Source organism: Solimonas flava DSM 18980, assembly GCF_000426685.1.
Taxonomy (GTDB): domain Bacteria; phylum Pseudomonadota; class Gammaproteobacteria; order Nevskiales; family Nevskiaceae; genus Solimonas; species Solimonas flava.
On sequence record NZ_AUFV01000017.1, the window covers coordinates 75443 to 90001 of the forward strand.

At 67.8% G+C, this 14559-nt stretch carries 15 protein-coding genes and 3 pseudogenes; 6 read left to right on the plus strand and 12 right to left on the minus strand.

The genetic code is table 11. The annotated features are described in order from the left end of the window. The first annotated feature begins 39 nt into the window (after positions 1-39). Both lipA and K343_RS22635 read left to right on the plus strand, forming a co-directional pair. Complete coding sequence (lipA, locus tag K343_RS0116650; protein ID WP_028009040.1) at positions 40-984, plus strand: lipoyl synthase; 945 nt, start codon at positions 40-42, stop codon at positions 982-984. A gap of 125 nt (positions 985-1109) precedes the next feature. Beyond that, positions 1110-1463 carry a hypothetical protein gene (locus K343_RS22635; protein WP_051278619.1) on the plus strand — a complete coding sequence of 118 codons (354 nt, stop codon included), beginning with the start codon at positions 1110-1112 and terminating at the stop codon, positions 1461-1463. Between the two features lie 13 nt (positions 1464-1476). Here K343_RS22635 and mpl read toward each other — a convergent pair whose 3' ends face one another. Next, a complete protein-coding gene (mpl, locus tag K343_RS0116660; RefSeq protein ID WP_028009041.1) occupies positions 1477-2820 on the minus strand; it encodes a UDP-N-acetylmuramate:L-alanyl-gamma-D-glutamyl-meso-diaminopimelate ligase in 1344 nt (447 codons plus the stop codon). Between the two features lie 7 nt (positions 2821-2827). Then, positions 2828-3406 carry a hypothetical protein gene (locus K343_RS0116665; RefSeq protein WP_020649270.1) on the minus strand — a complete coding sequence of 193 codons (579 nt, stop codon included), beginning with the start codon at positions 3404-3406 and terminating at the stop codon, positions 2828-2830. An 88-nt stretch (positions 3407-3494) separates the two neighbouring features. Here K343_RS0116665 and rnd point away from each other — a divergent pair, with 88 nt between their 5' ends. Beyond that, positions 3495-4586, plus strand: a complete 1092-nt coding sequence (gene rnd / locus K343_RS0116670; RefSeq protein ID WP_028009042.1) for a ribonuclease D — start codon at positions 3495-3497, stop codon at positions 4584-4586. A 73-nt stretch (positions 4587-4659) separates the two neighbouring features. On the opposite strand, the gene K343_RS0116675 is transcribed toward rnd, so the two are convergent. Next, entirely contained in the window at positions 4660-5223 is a 564-nt protein-coding gene (locus tag K343_RS0116675; protein ID WP_026352992.1) for an adenylate kinase, read from the minus strand. Between the two features lie 205 nt (positions 5224-5428). On the opposite strand from K343_RS0116675, the gene ppa reads away from it, so the two are divergent. Both ppa and K343_RS0116685 read left to right on the plus strand, forming a co-directional pair. Continuing rightward, on the plus strand, positions 5429-5956 hold the full coding sequence (ppa, locus tag K343_RS0116680) for an inorganic diphosphatase (protein ID WP_020649267.1): 528 nt from the start codon (positions 5429-5431) through the stop codon (positions 5954-5956). Between the two features lie 159 nt (positions 5957-6115). After that, positions 6116-6469, plus strand: a complete 354-nt coding sequence (locus K343_RS0116685) for a DUF4870 family protein (protein WP_020649266.1) — start codon at positions 6116-6118, stop codon at positions 6467-6469. A gap of 13 nt (positions 6470-6482) precedes the next feature. Here the strand turns inward: K343_RS0116685 and K343_RS0116690 are convergent, their stop codons facing one another. The 4 genes and pseudogenes from K343_RS0116690 to K343_RS25340 form a co-directional block, all read right to left on the minus strand. Then, complete coding sequence (locus K343_RS0116690; protein ID WP_020649265.1) at positions 6483-7406, minus strand: ROK family protein; 924 nt, start codon at positions 7404-7406, stop codon at positions 6483-6485. A 102-nt stretch (positions 7407-7508) separates the two neighbouring features. Next, positions 7509-8720 carry an alpha/beta hydrolase gene (locus K343_RS0116695; protein ID WP_026352989.1) on the minus strand — a complete coding sequence of 404 codons (1212 nt, stop codon included), beginning with the start codon at positions 8718-8720 and terminating at the stop codon, positions 7509-7511. Positions 8721-8826: 106 nt separating this feature from the next. Then, positions 8827-9867, minus strand: a complete 1041-nt coding sequence (locus K343_RS0116700; RefSeq protein WP_020649264.1) for an MFS transporter — start codon at positions 9865-9867, stop codon at positions 8827-8829. A gap of 46 nt (positions 9868-9913) precedes the next feature. Continuing rightward, positions 9914-10135: pseudogene (locus K343_RS25340) on the minus strand (transposase); the annotation flags it as partial. Between the two features lie 22 nt (positions 10136-10157). Here K343_RS25340 and K343_RS0116710 point away from each other — a divergent pair. Further along, on the plus strand, positions 10158-10466 hold the full coding sequence (locus K343_RS0116710; RefSeq protein WP_154654700.1) for a hypothetical protein: 309 nt from the start codon (positions 10158-10160) through the stop codon (positions 10464-10466). A 129-nt stretch (positions 10467-10595) separates the two neighbouring features. Here the strand turns inward: K343_RS0116710 and K343_RS22640 are convergent, their stop codons facing one another. From K343_RS22640 to K343_RS22650, 5 genes and pseudogenes are all read right to left on the minus strand, one after another. After that, positions 10596-12005 (minus strand): cytochrome P450, encoded by a 1410-nt coding sequence (locus K343_RS22640; protein WP_051278621.1) that lies wholly within the window; start codon positions 12003-12005, stop codon positions 10596-10598. 55 nt (positions 12006-12060) lie between these two features. Further along, positions 12061-12381 (minus strand): 2Fe-2S iron-sulfur cluster-binding protein, encoded by a 321-nt coding sequence (locus K343_RS0116720; protein ID WP_020649260.1) that lies wholly within the window; start codon positions 12379-12381, stop codon positions 12061-12063. An 81-nt stretch (positions 12382-12462) separates the two neighbouring features. Then, a pseudogene (locus tag K343_RS22645) lies at positions 12463-13199 on the minus strand (transposase); the annotation flags it as partial. A 36-nt stretch (positions 13200-13235) separates the two neighbouring features. After that, positions 13236-13493 (minus strand): annotated as a pseudogene (locus K343_RS25225) (ferredoxin reductase domain-containing protein); the annotation flags it as partial. Continuing rightward, positions 13493-14479 (minus strand): fatty acid desaturase, encoded by a 987-nt coding sequence (locus K343_RS22650; RefSeq protein ID WP_083930883.1) that lies wholly within the window; start codon positions 14477-14479, stop codon positions 13493-13495. The pseudogene K343_RS25225 and the gene K343_RS22650, both read right to left, overlap by 1 nt. Positions 14480-14559 lie beyond the last annotated feature (80 nt).

Sequence of the window (14559 nt, forward strand, 5' to 3'; positions counted from 1 at the left end):
AATCCCGCGTCGCCGGCCGAACGGCCGGCGGTCAAGCCCATCGTCCAGGGCGAAAAACTGCGCGGCGCCGACAAGATGGCGCGCATCCCGATCAAGATCGAGGCGACCACCACGCCGCTGCGCAAGCCGACCTGGATCCGCGCCAAGAGTCAGGGCACGCCGGAAGTCGCGCGCCTGAAGAACGTGCTGCGCGACGCCAAGCTGCACACGGTCTGCGAGGAAGCCTCGTGCCCGAACCTCGGCGAATGCTTCGGCAAGGGCACGGCGACCTTCATGATCATGGGCGACATCTGCACGCGGCGCTGCCCGTTCTGCGACGTCGCGCATGGCCGGCCGAACCCGCTCGACGCCGACGAGCCACGCCACCTCGCCGAGACGATCCGCGACATGGGCCTGCGCTACGTCGTCATCACCTCGGTCGACCGCGATGATCTTCCGGACGGCGGCGCGGCGCATTTCGCGGCCTGCATCGCTGAATCGCGCAAGCTCTCGCCGCGGCTGACGATCGAAGTGCTGGTGCCGGATTTCCGCGGCCGCATGGACCCGGCGCTGACCATCTTCAAGGACAACCCGCCGGACGTCTTCAACCACAACCTCGAAACCATCCCGCGCCTCTACAAGCAGGCGCGCCCCGGCTCGGACTACGAATGGTCGCTCGACCTGCTCGAGCGCTTCAAGGCCCTGCACCCGAACGTGCCGACCAAGTCCGGCCTGATGCTGGGTCTCGGCGAGACGATCGAGGAAATCGAGCAGGTGATGCGCGATCTGCGCGCGCACGGCGTCGACATGCTGACGCTCGGCCAGTATCTGCAGCCGTCGAAGAACCACCTGCCGGTGGCGCGCTACGTGACGCCGGAAGAGTTCGAACGCCTGCGCGTGGTCGGCGAGCAGATGGGCTTCTCGCATGTCGCCAGCGGCCCGATGGTGCGCTCCAGCTACCACGCCGATCTGCAGGCCGAGCACGTCCTCAGCGCAACGGGCTGAACCGTACATGCGCCGCGCGTTGCTGATGCTGGCGGGGATCGGCCTCGGCATCGGCCCGGTCGCGCGGGCCGCCGACCCGCGCGACTGCATGGCGATCGACGCCGCCGCTGCGCGTCTGGCGTGCTATGACGACGCCCCTGGGACGCAAGGCCGGCGAGTCGCCGCCATCGTCCACCGACAGGGTCGCCGCGACGGCAGCCGACGACCGCGGCTTCGGCGCCGAAATGCTGCAGGCCCGCGAGCAGTCCGACGCGCCGAGCCGGATGCGCGCCCGCATCGCCGGGCGCTTCGAGGGCTGGGAGCCGCGGCTGCGCTTCACACTCGACAACGGCCAGGTCTGGCAGGTCATCGACGAGCGCAGCGCCTACGCCCGACCTCAGGACAGCCCTGAAGTCACGCTCGAGAAAGGCGCATTCGGCGCCTACTTCCTGAGCGTCGCCGGCCTCAACGCACGCGCCAAGGTCAAACGCGTGCAGTAAGGGCTGCCGGCGCTCAGCCGGCCCGCAGGCGCTGCAGCAGCTTGCCGTGAATGCCGCCGAAGTCACCGTTGCTCATCACCAGCACGCGATCGCCCGGTCGCGCTTCGGCGGCGATGCGCGCGATCAGCTCGTCCAGCTCGGTGGCGATGCGCAGCCGCGCGCCGACGCGTTCGAGCGCGCGCGGCGCATCCCACTTCAGGTCCGGACGCGCATAGACGAAGCAGAGATCGGCGTCGCGCAGGCTGTGCGCCAGCTCGTCGGCCTGCGTGCCGAGACGCATGGTGTTCGAACGCGGCTCCAGCACCGCGAGCACGCGCCCGCCCGGCTGGCGGCGCAGCGCGTCGATCGTCACTTCGATCGCGGTCGGATGGTGCGCGAAATCGTCGTAGACCGTGACACCGCCGGCCTCGCCGACCACTTCGAGCCGGCGCTTGACGCTGCGGAACGATTGCAGGCCCTCGATCAGCGTCGACAGCGGCACGCCGACGTGCTGCGCGGCGGCGAACGCGGCCAGCGTGTTGGTGCGGTTGTGCAGGCCGGCGAGCGGCGAGCTGACGCGGCCCTGCGCGCTGGCGCCGATGAACAGCTCGTAGTCCTGCGGCTCGCCCTCGGCATGCCAGCCCTGCGCCACGTCGAAGCGCACGACCTCGCTCCAGCAGCCCTGCTGCAGCACGCGCGTCAGCGCCTCGCTGCGCCCGTTGACGACCAGCCGGCCGGAACGCGGCACGGTGCGCACCAGATGGTGGAACTGGCGCTCGATCGCGGCGAGGTCCGGGAAGATGTCGGCGTGATCGTATTCGAGGTTGTTGAGGATCGCCGTGCGCGGCCGGTAGTGCACGAACTTGCTGCGCTTGTCGAAGAATGCGGTGTCGTATTCGTCGGCCTCGATGACGAAATACTTCGACTTGCCGAGCCGCGCCGAGATGCCGAAGTTCTGCGGCACGCCGCCGACCAGGAAGCCCGGCTCCAGGCCCGCGTACTCCAGCAGCCAGGCGAGCAGCGAGGTGGTCGTGGTCTTGCCGTGCGTGCCGGCGACGGCGAGCACGTGCCGGCCGTAGAGCACGTTTTCGGCGAGCCACTGCGGGCCGGAGGTGTACGGCAGGCCGGCGTCGAGCACGTATTCCATCGCCGCGTTGCCGCGCGTGACGACGTTGCCGACGACGACGATGTCCGGCACCGGCGACAGGTGCGCCGGCTCGTAGCCCTGCATCACGGTGATGCCGAGCGCCTCCAGCTGCGTCGACATCGGCGGCCAGGCGTTGGCGTCGGAGCCGGTGACCTTGTGCCCGGCCTCGCGCGCGATCGCCGCGATGCCGGCCATGAACGTGCCGCAGATGCCGAGAATGTGCAGATGCATGGCGGACTCAGGTGGCGCTCGTGCCGACCACGAGGCTGACGATGACGTTGACGAAGACCTGCAGCGTCAGCGCGACGCCGAACGCGATCATCAGGCCGACGAAGTAGGTCGCATTGAGCGCGTGGCGGAAGATCGAGGCGTTGACCAGCAGGCTCCAGAACGACAGCAGCAGCATCAGAAAGGTCACGCCCAGCGGCAGCGTCGCCTTCATCTGCTCGGGATGCTCGATCAGCGCCGGGTTCGCGGAAATCTCGTGCAGCGCCGGCGCCAGCTGCGATGCGAACGGCACGATCAGCAGCGTCAGCACCGCGTTGGTCGCGAGCAGCGCGGCGAAGGTCTGGTGGAAACGCGCGTCGAGCTGGCGCATGCGCAGCACGAAGCGCGTGGCCATGGCCAACGCCGCGACCGTGGCGATCGCCGCCGCGACGGCGCCGGCAAACGGCAGCAGCGGCATCGCCTGCAGGCCGGTGGCGAGCGCCGCCAGCAGCACCAGCGGTGCGGTCAGCTTCGGGTCGTACGGAAAGTCCTGCGGACCGGCGCGGAAGGTGAGGATGCGCAGGGTGGCGTTGACGATGGAAGCGAGCATGGCTGGTCGGCGGGTGACGAAGGCCGATATTCTAGTGGTCTGCACCGCGCCGCGCGGACCAACCGTCCGCGCGCGACCACGACACGACATGACCGAGCTGATCCAAACTCCCGAGGCCCTCGCGCCCCACCTCGAACGCTGGGCGCACCGCACCTGGCTCACCGTCGACACCGAATTCATCCGCGTCGACACCTACTACCCGAAGCTGTGCCTGATCCAGATCGGCGACGGCGAACACGCCGTCTGCGTCGACACCCTGGCCCTGCCCTCGCTCGAGCCGCTGCTCGACGTGCTGTACGCGCCCGGCTCGATCAAGGTCTTCCACGCCGCCGCGCAGGATCTGGAGATCCTCGTGCAGCTGCGCCGGCAGTGCCCGCAGCCGCTGTTCGACACGCAGATCGCCGCGACCCTGCTCGGCATCGGCGACCAGATCGGCTATGCCGGCCTGATCGAACGCACGCTCGGCATCACGCTCGACAAGAGCCTGTCGCGTACCGACTGGGCACGGCGCCCGCTGAGCGAAGCCGAGCTCGCCTACGCCGCCGCCGACGTCGAGCATCTGGCGACGATCTTCCCGCGCCTGCAGGACGATCTGGCCGCGCGCGGCCGGCTCGGCTGGCTCGCCGAGGACTGCGCGCGCTTGTCGAAGCCGGAGACCTACGAGACGCGCCCCGAGGACGCCTGGGAGCGCCTGCGCGGCCTGGCGCGCATGGGCGCTCCCGAACAGACCGTCGCCGCACGCCTGGCCGCGTGGCGCGAGACGGAAGCACAGAAGCGCGACCGGCCGCGCAAATGGATCCTCGACGACGACGCCGTCTACCGCCTCGCCGAGCGCCAGCCGCTGTCGATGGGCCAGCTCGAGGCGCTCGGCGTGCTGCCGGCAAAGACGCTGGAACGGCACGGCCCGCATCTGCTGGAACTGATCGCCGAGGCGCGCGACGAGCCGGCGCGCAAGCGCTACGCCGACGAGGAACTCAGCGCCGAACAGAAGGCGCGCCTGCGCGAGATCCAGACCGCGGTGCAGGCACGCGCCGCGCAGCTCGGCCTGCCGCCCGGTTATCTGGCGCCGCGCGCCGACCTCGTCGAACTGCTGCGCCGCGGCGAGACCGCACAGGTGCCGGTGCTCGCCGGCTGGCGTCTCGAAGTGTGCGGCGACGACCTGCTGCGGCAGTTTTTCTAGGCGCGTCCTTGCGGAAAATTCCCGTCCAGCAAAAAGGCCCGCAATGCGGGCCTTTTTGCTGCAACGCCAAGGCTTACTTCAGCACGCCGACGATGCGCGCGAAGATTTCCTCGAGGCCGCCGACACCCGGCACGGTGACGAGCTTGCCCTGCTTTTCGTAGTAGTCGAGCAGCGGATGCGTCTCGGCGTTGTAGACCTTGATGCGGTTGCGGATCACGTCTTCCTTGTCGTCGGCGCGGCCTTCCTTCTCGGCGCGATCGAGCAGGCGCTTGATGATCTCCTCGTCGGTGACGGCCAGATGCACGGCCTTGTCGATCGCCGGCTGGCCGAGGCGCGCCAGCATCGCGTCGAGCACTTCGGCCTGCGCGGTGTTGCGCGGGAAGCCGTCGAGGATGAAGCCCTTGCGCGCATCCGGCTGGCCGAGGCGCTCCTCGACGATGCCGATGACGATTTCATTGGCGACCAGCTGGCCGGCGTCCATCGTCGCCTTGGCCTTCTTGCCGAGCTCGGTGCCGGCGGCGACCGCGGCGCGCAGCGCGTCGCCGGTCGAAATCTTGGGAATGCCGAAATGCGCGACCAGTTTTTCGCCCTGCGTGCCCTTGCCCGAGCCCGGTGCGCCCAGCAATACGATTCTCATCTTTGGAGTGACCCTGTCTATGCTTGGTACGCGCGCCTGTCCGCCGTAGGGGGGCGGCGCGCGGGCAGGCAAAAGTAACCGCTGGGTTCCGGTGCGTCAAACCTTGCAATTGCCAGCATTTTGCATTTGTTAGAATCGCCGTTCCGATTTCGCGACAGGCCTGCTCGCGCTCGGATCCGATCACCAAGCTCTAGGGAACGCGCACATGGGTTTTGAAACACTGGGTCCGGGCGACAAGGCGCCGGACGAGTTCTACGTCGTCATCGAAATCGCCGCCTACGGCCCGCCGGTGAAGTACGAAGTGGACAAGGAGTCCGGCCTGCTGATGGTCGATCGCTTCATGAACGTGGCGATGAACTATCCGGCCAACTACGGCTACGTGCCGAAGACCCTCGGCGGCGACGGCGACCCGGTCGACGTGCTGGTGCTGACGCCGCACCCGATCATCGCCGGCTCGGTCATCAAGTGCCGCGCCGTCGCCGTGCTCGACACCACCGATGAGAAGGGCTCGGACGCCAAGCTGCTGGCGGTGCCGACCGACAAGGTCAGCAACCACTACTACTCGTCGATGAAGGATCTGGCCGACGTGCCGGAGCGCCTCAAGAACGAAATCCAGCACTTCTACGAGCACTACAAGGAGCTCGAGAAGGGCAAGTGGGTGAAGGTCGCCGGCTGGCGCGACGCCGCCGCCGCACGCGAGGAAATCGCCAACGGCATCAAGGCCTACAAGTAAGGCCCGCGGACCGCGTCACGAGGCGGCCGGCGCGAGCGCCGGCCGCCTTTTTCGTGGTCGCTTGCAACCGGAGCCGCGGCCGCGCCATCCAAGGCATACGGCGATCGGCGCGGACCGGAGCGGCCGGGCCGACAACAACGAGCGACGAGCGACGAGACGATGGAATACCCGCAGCAAGGCGGCGACGGCCAGGACGCGAGCGAGAACGAACGCACCACGCTGCTGGTTGCCTACATCCTGCAGGCGGTCTCGCCGTTCACCGGCTTTCTCGCCTCGGTGGCGAGTCTCGTCATCAGCTACATCAAGGTCTCGGAGACGCGCAACGCGTTCATCCGCAGCCATCATCGCTACCTGATCCGCACCTTCTGGTGGACGTTGCTGTGGGGCATCGTCTTCGGGCTGCTCTGCTTCGTGCTGATCGGTTTCGCGCTGCTGTTCGGCCTGTGGGTGTGGTGGATCTATCGCCTGGCCAAAGGCTTCATCGCCTACTCCGAACGCCGCGCCATGCCCTGAGCGGGGCCGGCGTTCAGGCCGCGCCGGGCCACAGCCAGGCGGCGCCGCGCACACCGCTGGCGTCGCCGTACTGCGCCGGCAGCAGGCGCGTGCGCACCTCGTCGGAGAAGATCCACGGCTTCCACGCCTCCGGCACCTCGCGATACAGGCGCCGCAGGCGCGACAGGCCGCCGCCGAGCACGATCACCTGCGGATCGAGCACGTTGATGATGTGCGCGAGTCCGCGCGCGAGGCGCTGCACGTAGCGCTGCAGCGTCGCTTCCGCCGCCGCATCGCCGGCCGCAGCGGCGGCGGCGATGTCTTCGCCGCGCAGCGCCACGCCGTTGACGCGCGCGTGGTCGGCCGCCAGCCCGGGGCCCGATACCCAGGTCTCGATGCAGCCGCTGCGTCCGCAGTAGCAGGCCAGCCCCGGCAGTTCGCCCGGCTGCGGCCACGGCAGCGGGTTGTGGCCCCACTCGCCGGCGATCGCATTGGCGCCGCGCAGCAGTTGCCCGCGCACGACGATGCCGCCGCCGACGCCGGTGCCGAGGATCGCGCCGAACACCACCTCCGCGCCGGCCGCCGCGCCGTCGCTGGCTTCCGACAGGGTCATGCAGTCCGCGTCATTGGCGATGCGCACGCGCGGCCCGAGCCGCGCTTCCAGATCGGCGAGCAACGGCTGGCCGTTGAGGCAGGTCGAGTTGCAGTTCTTCATGCGTCCGCTCGCCGCCGACATTGCGCCCGGCGTGCCGACGCCGATCGGCAGCGCCGCACCGCCGGCCGCCGCTTCGAGCCGCAGCGCCAGCGCCGCGACCGCGTCGACCGTCGCCGCGTAATCGCCGGCCGGCGTGGCGATGCGCTGCTGCGCGACGATGCGGCCCTGCGCGCCGATGACGACGCCTTCGATCTTGGTGCCGCCGAGGTCGATGCCGACCCTCAGCTCCGTGTTCAAGTTCATGTCTGCCCGATGATGGCCAAGGCCGGCTGCCCGCTCGCAGCCGGAACGAGGCCCAACACGTTAGCAGGCCGCCGCGCGTCGCGCGCCGGCGGCGGGCATCGTTCAGCCGGACCGACGATGGCGGTGCAGCTCGGGCCATCCGGCTTCGAGCGCCGGCGGATCGAACGCCGTCGCATCGCCCTTCACGTAACGATCGCAGAACGGTCGGACCACGCCCGCCACGAGCCTGTGCATGCGCTCGCCCGTCACCGTTCCCGTTCCAAGCGCCCTGCGCAGCAGGCCGCGGCCGAACAGCACCAGATCGCTGTAGCTCAAATGCGCGCTGCCTTCGACCCGGAAGCGCAAGACCGTGCCGCTGCGGCCGGTGCTGTCGATCGGTTCATAGAAGCTGTCGTTGCGACCGCTGCCGTCGGGAGCCCGCTGTGCGCCGGACTGCATGACGAGCAGCGGCACGCGAATCTGCGCGTCGTACAGCGCCGGACCGATCTGTCCGCCGTCGAGGTTGACGACGGCGCCGATCCGCGGCTCGACGCAGGCGGCGGCGGCGCTCGCCGATCCGCCAAACGACATGCCGATCAGGCCGACGCGGCCGAGATCGAATGCGCCGCGATGGCGCTGCATGAACGCAGGCGCATTGCTGCCGGCGAGGCCATCCAGCGCGTCCCGGATGTCGGCGACCCAGCGTTCCTGCTCGACCTGCAGCGATTCGATTCGGGCGAGGCAGCGCGACGCCTCGTCCTGCGCCGCCCGGTCGCGCGCCCGGCGCCGCCGGCCGGCGCAGACGTACAGCCACGGATCGAGCGCCTTCGCCCGATCCTGTCGCGGCAGCGCCTGGTAAGAACCGTCCGCCTGCCGCGCGGCGGCCGAACCCGTCGCGTGCGTCAGCGCCACGACGAAATAGCCGTGGCTCGCCAGTTCCTCGCAAAGCGCGGTGTTCTGCGCCGCGTAGCCACCCAGCCCGTGCGAGAAGATCAGCAAAGGCCAGCCCGGCCCGGCGGGCGCCAGCAGCGCCGCGTCCGGCACGGACGCGGTCCGCACCGTTTGCATCTGGCGCAGGATGGCGCCGGGGATCGTGCCCGAACTGCCGGTTCGGATCGCCGCCGCTTCCGCCGCCGTGAGCAGCGGCGCCGTGCCGCGCGTCTCGGCCACGGCGGGATACCAGACCCGCGCCGCCGGCCGATCGAGATCGCGCACGCCGACCGCATACGGCCCGGACGGCTTCGGCCAGCGCACCGGCGCGAGCAAACGTGCCGGCATCGCCCAGGCGCAGACATCGAGCCCGCAGACGACGAGGCGCGCCAGAACGGCGAGCACACGAACAGCGATCCGCGCCCGCAGCGGCGCGGCGCGACGCCGCAAGGGACTCCAGTCGTCCGGATCGCGGCGCGCGTGCGAACGGGGCTTGCGGTCCGCCACGCGCTCAGGCCGCATCGGTCGGCGGCCGCGAGGCGGGCCGCGCATCGCCGGCGGCCCGCGCCGCGAGCGCGCGCTCGATCACCCGCAGGCGCTGGCGGTGCAGCGGGAAGTTCCAGATCACCGCCGCCGCCGCGATCAGGCTCAGCGCCGGAATCCAGACGGCGACCAGCTTCAGCCCGAAGACCTCGGCGGCGGAATGGGTCGTCGCCGTCGCGTCGAAGCCGAACCAGCCGGCGATCGCCAGGCCGAGCGCGGCGGACACGCCCATCAGCGACTTGTTGAGGAAGGCGAACAGCGCCGTATAGACGCCGGCCCGATCGTGCCGGAAGCGCAGCCGCCCGTAGTCGACGATGTCGCCGGTCATCGCCGGCACGGCGACGCTGACGGCGACGAGCGCGAACATCGTCAGCGGATAGAAGACCATCAGCCCGGCCAGCGCATGCGGGCCGGGGCCGACGAAGCCGAGCGCGATGCAAGGCACGGCGCCGAACAGCAGCGACATCGCCCAGATGCGATGCCGCTCGTAGCGCGAACACAGCCAGCCCCAGAATGGCAGTCCGACCAGGGTCAGCGGCACGGTGATGAGGAACACCGCCGGCAGATGCTCGCCCTGCCGCAGATAGGCGTCGGCGAACAGGTACACCACCCCGCCGGCCATGCCCGAGCAGATCGAAACCGGGACGTAGGCGACGAGCAGGCGCAGCAGCGGCGCGTTGCCGGCGATCGAGCGCGCGAACGCGCGCAACGAACCCGACGCCGCGCGGCGCTCGCGCGGCGCCGCGCTGCCGCGACCGGGCACCGCGAGCAGGCACCAGGCGTTGAGCACCGGCACCAGCAGCAGCACGACCACCGCGGTCAGCGACAGCGTCTGCAGGTCGAGTGCCGTGCTTTGCGTGAAGCCGAGCGCCTTGGCGGCATACGGCACGGCATAGAACACCAAGGTTCCGGTCAGCACGCCCATGCCGCGCCAGACCTGGATCCGGGCGCGTTGCGCGTAGTCGGAGCTCAAGGCGAGGCTCCACGCGCCGTACGGAATCTCGGTCATCTTCCAGCCGCGCGTACTCGGCCTTGCGCACCTGGTCGAGTGCCTCGCCCAGATGGCGCATGACGTGGAACTTGTCGAACAGAATCGCCGCCTGCGGCGCGTGGGCCTGCGTGGCCTTGCGAAACGGCTTCCACATGTCCATCAGCGCCAGCCGGATCTGGCGGCTCTTCTTCTCGCCCAGCCAGGCGTAGAACTGCGCCATGCTGGCCTCGGAGCGATCCTCGCCGCCGAACCCGATCGGCCGGCCCCGATCGAGATCGCTGACCACGATGCGGTAGGTGTGGCGCTTCTTGATCGAGATCTCGTCGATGCCGATGCGCTTGGGCCCCGGCGAGCCCGCCTTGGCCAGGTGCTACGAAGTCGAGGTGCTCGACCCGCCGGTCGCGCGCGCCGACGGCAATCTCCAGGTACTCGATGTCCAGCGCCACCCGATGCCCGGCCATCGGCACGTCCCACACCGTGCGCCGTCGCCAGCGATGGGCTCGACCTCGTTGTCCCGTGCGCGGGTCGATCGGACGCCGTCGCGCATCCCGACGACAGCTCACCCGAATCACGCCCTCGCCACCCACCGTCACCGCATTGACCACTTGCCCGCGTAGCCCAAGAATCTGGGCTGGGACAGCCGCTCCCATTGGTCCTCGTCATCGAAAGCCTCAGAACCTTCGCTCTACAAGGGCTTGCCGCAGGCGGCTATCCCTTCTCTACCTCAGGCTTCTGACGAAGAGCCACTATTTGCTGCTTCGATGCCCATCCCTCGCCTTCCTGTTGGCGGTCAGTTTGACCATCATCTTTGAATAGCCTCTCACGAAGTTGGATTGCACGCGCTCTGGTTCGCCGATCACTTCAATCTTGTCGAAACGTGCCAGCAACTCTTCCCAGAGGATGCGTAGCTGCATCTCGGCCAGACGATTGCCCATGCAGCGGTGAATACCATAGCCAAAGGACAGGTGATTGCGAGCCCCTTCGCGATCAATGATGAACTGATCCGGTTGGTCGAATGCACGTTCGTCGCGGTTGCCGGAGGCGTACCACATCACCACCTTGTCGCCCTTCTTGATACGCTGGCCGTTCAGCTCGACGTCCTCTTTCGCAATGCGGCGCATATAGGCCAGCGGCGTTTGCCAGCGGATGATTTCCGACACCATGTTCGGAATCAGACCGGGGTTGTTCTTGAGTTTGGTGAATTCGTCCGGAAACCGATTCATGGCATAGACACCCCCGCTCATGGAGTTCCGGGTGGTGTCGTTGCCACCAACGATCAACAGCACAAGATTGCCCAGGAATTCCATCGGCTTGTCGATCAAATTCCGGGTGCTGTCATTGCTCTGCATCAGGCTGATCAGGTCAAAACCACTTTCGCCCCGAGCGGCTTGCTTCTCCTTCACACGCCAAAGGTGCGTAAAGTGTCTGGCCATATCCGCCATGCCCCTGAACAGCTCATCGGTGTCGTTCGACCCGCCCGTCATCTCGGCGCCGCCACCTGCCAGATCGGACCAGTAAACGAGCTTTCGGCGCTCTTCGTAGGGGAAGTCGAGCAGCGTCGCCAGCATTCTGGCGGTCAGCTCTATAGAAACATCGTCCACCCAGTTGAAGGGCTTACCTAATGGCAGGTGATCCAGAACATCCTGGGTGCGGCCACGAATCAGCCCTTCCATTTCCTTGAGATTCTTCGGTGCGACAACCTCCTGGACAGCCTGTCGCTGTAGATCGTGCTTGGGGGGGTCCATGGCGATGAACATCTCAACGTAAAGCTCTTTAGGCGCCTCACCGATGACGATAAACGGCTCCGCGGAAAACAGCTCGTGGTGCTTGTCCACGAACTTGATGTCCTCAAAGCGGGTAATGGACCAGTACGGACCGAACGGGCTGTTTTTCTGGAAATGTACCGGACACTCGTCGCGTAAGCGCTTGTAGTAGGACTCCCAACGATTTTGCCTGTACAGGAACGGGTTGCTGAGATCGATATCTTCTATCGCCAGCGTTGCCACATCAGGCACCGGCTTTTCAACGAATTCGGGGAACTCTGCGTAGATGCCCAATTTCGTTTTGGCCTTGTAGATGAAATGGCCAGCCTTGATTTGCAGAGGCATCGGTACGAATGCAGCGCCTTTCTCTGCCACCAGATCAACGATATTCATAGTGCTTCTCCAAAGATTGGTACGTACTGCTGTGAGGGAGGGGTAGCCAGGATGGCTACATCTGAAATTCAGGCAGACGCACGACCATGCCATTCATCGCTTCAGTGGTGCTGATCTGGCAGGCCAGCCGTGACGTATCGGCACGCTCCGGGGTCATATCCAGCAACTGCAATTCCCCATCGCTGGCGACCCCGGTGGCCTTGATCCAATCGCCTGCGATGATCACATGGCAGGTGCCGCAGGCACATTCACCGCCGCAGTCTCCGTCGATGCCCGGTACACCATTGTCCTTGGCGGTTTGCATCAAGGACTTGCCCGGTTCTATTTCCACCGTGTGTTCGGTGCCATCGTGTTCGACAAAGGTAATGCTGCCCATTGCTTTCTCCTCGAAAATCGATTGATTCACTTGATGCTGGCGTGACAGCGGTACGCGTCAAGGTAGTTGTTGCCTGAAATTTCACGCTGCGACCTGAATATCGGCGAGCATGATCGGCACGACAGCATCGCGCTCGGGATTGAGCGTGACGGCACCGATCGGCGTCCAGTTCCGCGTGCTTGTCGTCCAGCGCCGGGGATGGCGCTGGCGAGCCGCCTGATACAGCGCGTGCCGCTCGGCCAGGATCGCGCGTGGTCATGGCCGGTGTGGCGCTGCGCTGGCGCAACGTAGCGAATGCCGCTGTGGCGGCGGTCGTGGTTGTACCAGTGCACGAAGCGCTCGGCCCACTGCCGAGCATCGTCCAGCGTCTTGAAGCCGTTGGCCGGGTAGCCGGGCCGGTACTTGGCGGTACGGAACAGCGATTCGACAAAGGCGTTGTCGCCGGACACGCGCGGACGCGAGTACGACGGCGCGATCCCGAGCCAGTGCCAGTGCAGCATCGCCAGCACGGTCGTGGCCTTGAGAATGCCGCCGTTGTCGCCATGCAGGACCGGACCGTCTTCCCTGACGTGCACGCCTTCGGCCAGGGCGGTGCGCTTGACCAGATGCGCGGCGTGCTCGGCGGCCTCGACCTCATGAACCTCATGACCGACGATCTTGCGACTGTAGATGTCGAGGATCAGGTACAGGCAGAACCAGCGACCGACGACCGGGGTCGGCAACCAGGTCACGTCCCAACACCAGACCTCGCCTGGGCCGTGTGCGACGCGCGCGCCGAGTAGCGCCGCGAGCGCGGCCGGTTCGATGCGCCCGCCATGGATCTCGCCGCCGAGCAGTCCGGCGCTGTCACCGGCCGCCGGCCGCGACAGGCAATGCAGCAGTTCGAAACGCTGCGGATACTGCTGCTGCAGCTCGCGCAGCTCGTCGCGGAACATCGTGCTGGCCGCGCTGCGGTTGCCATAGATCAGCACGAAGCGGCTGCGCGGCTCCGCGGCCAGCGTCGTCATCGCCAGCGGCAGGATCGGCGTGATGCCGCTGCCGGCGGCGATCGCGACGTGCGTGCGCGCGCGGCTGGCGCCGAGCGCGGTGCGGAACTGCCCGCTCGGCGGCATCACGTCGAGGCGGTCGCCGACGCGCAGGCGCTCGAGCGCATAGCCGGAGAAGACGCCGTCCGGCACCCGGCGCACGGCGACGCGAGCGCCCCGTCCGGCGCCGGCGAACAGATCGAGTGGCTGCGCCGGCAGCTCATGCCGTCGATGACTGCGCGCAGCGTCAGGTGCTGCCCGGCGTCGAAGCGGAAGGTCTCGCGCAGCGCGTCCGGCACCGCGAAGCGGATCGCGACGCTGTCGTCGGTGAGGCGCTGCAGGTCCGCCACGCGCAGCGCGTGGAACTCCAGGCGCCGCCCGCTGCCGGCGACCGCCGGCGGCGGCAGGCCGCGTGCGCGGCGATACGCCGCCGCCGTCAACGTGCGCCCGAACGCGGTCGCCAGCGGCGGCTCCTGCGCCAGGTAGTGCGCTTCGTTGCGCAGCCACACGCGGCGGTACGTGAAGAACGGAATCGACGGATGCAGATGATGGACGAGGTGGTAGTTCTGCCACAGCATCAGCGGGTTCAGCAGCCGTTCGCGGCCGATGCGGTTGCGCGTCGCCTGATAGCGGTTGCTGCGCGCGGTGTCGCGCAGGCCGTGATGCGGCAGCCAGTCGAACGACCAGGCCAGCACGAACACGGCGAGCCGCTGCGGCAGCAGCACCAGGCGCAGCGCCGGCCACAGGTATCCGGCCAGCGTCGCCCAGGTCAACAACGCCGCGTACAGGCCGCTCATCGCGAAGGTCTCGATAAGTAGACGGCGTCGGTCGCGGCGCGCAACGTGCGCATGAACGCGGCGTTGTAGATGTCGCCGGACTTCTGGCGCATGGCGACCAGCGTCACGTTGGCGCCGCCGAATTCCTTTTCGTACTGCTTGTAGACCTGGATATAGGGATGGCCGAGCGGCAGCTGCTTCTCGAAGCCGGTGTCGAGCCGCAGATGCGCCGCCTGCCAGGCGAGCAGCAGCGTGATCAGGCCGAGCACGCTCAGCGTCAGGTAACGGCGGCTGAATATCAGCGGCTCCGTGAGGCGCACGAAAGCCTGCGCGAACGCGCTTCTCGAATCATGCATCGCTGCGCTTCTCGAATCATG

Coding starts and splice junctions, on each gene's coding strand:
- rnd (WP_028009042.1), top strand. CDS start 3,495: ATGACCGAGCTGATCCAAACTCCCGAGGCCCTCGCGCCCCACCTCGAA.
- K343_RS0116665 (WP_020649270.1), bottom strand. CDS start 3,406: ATGCTCGCTTCCATCGTCAACGCCACCCTGCGCATCCTCACCTTCCGC.
- K343_RS0116685 (WP_020649266.1), top strand. CDS start 6,116: ATGGAATACCCGCAGCAAGGCGGCGACGGCCAGGACGCGAGCGAGAAC.
- K343_RS0116720 (WP_020649260.1), bottom strand. CDS start 12,381: ATGGGCAGCATTACCTTTGTCGAACACGATGGCACCGAACACACGGTG.
- K343_RS22640 (WP_051278621.1), bottom strand. CDS start 12,005: ATGAATATCGTTGATCTGGTGGCAGAGAAAGGCGCTGCATTCGTACCG.
- K343_RS0116700 (WP_020649264.1), bottom strand. CDS start 9,867: ATGACCGAGATTCCGTACGGCGCGTGGAGCCTCGCCTTGAGCTCCGAC.
- mpl (WP_028009041.1), bottom strand. CDS start 2,820: ATGCATCTGCACATTCTCGGCATCTGCGGCACGTTCATGGCCGGCATC.
- K343_RS0116690 (WP_020649265.1), bottom strand. CDS start 7,406: ATGAACTTGAACACGGAGCTGAGGGTCGGCATCGACCTCGGCGGCACC.
- K343_RS22635 (WP_051278619.1), top strand. CDS start 1,110: ATGACGACGCCCCTGGGACGCAAGGCCGGCGAGTCGCCGCCATCGTCC.
- ppa (WP_020649267.1), top strand. CDS start 5,429: ATGGGTTTTGAAACACTGGGTCCGGGCGACAAGGCGCCGGACGAGTTC.
- K343_RS0116675 (WP_026352992.1), bottom strand. CDS start 5,223: ATGAGAATCGTATTGCTGGGCGCACCGGGCTCGGGCAAGGGCACGCAG.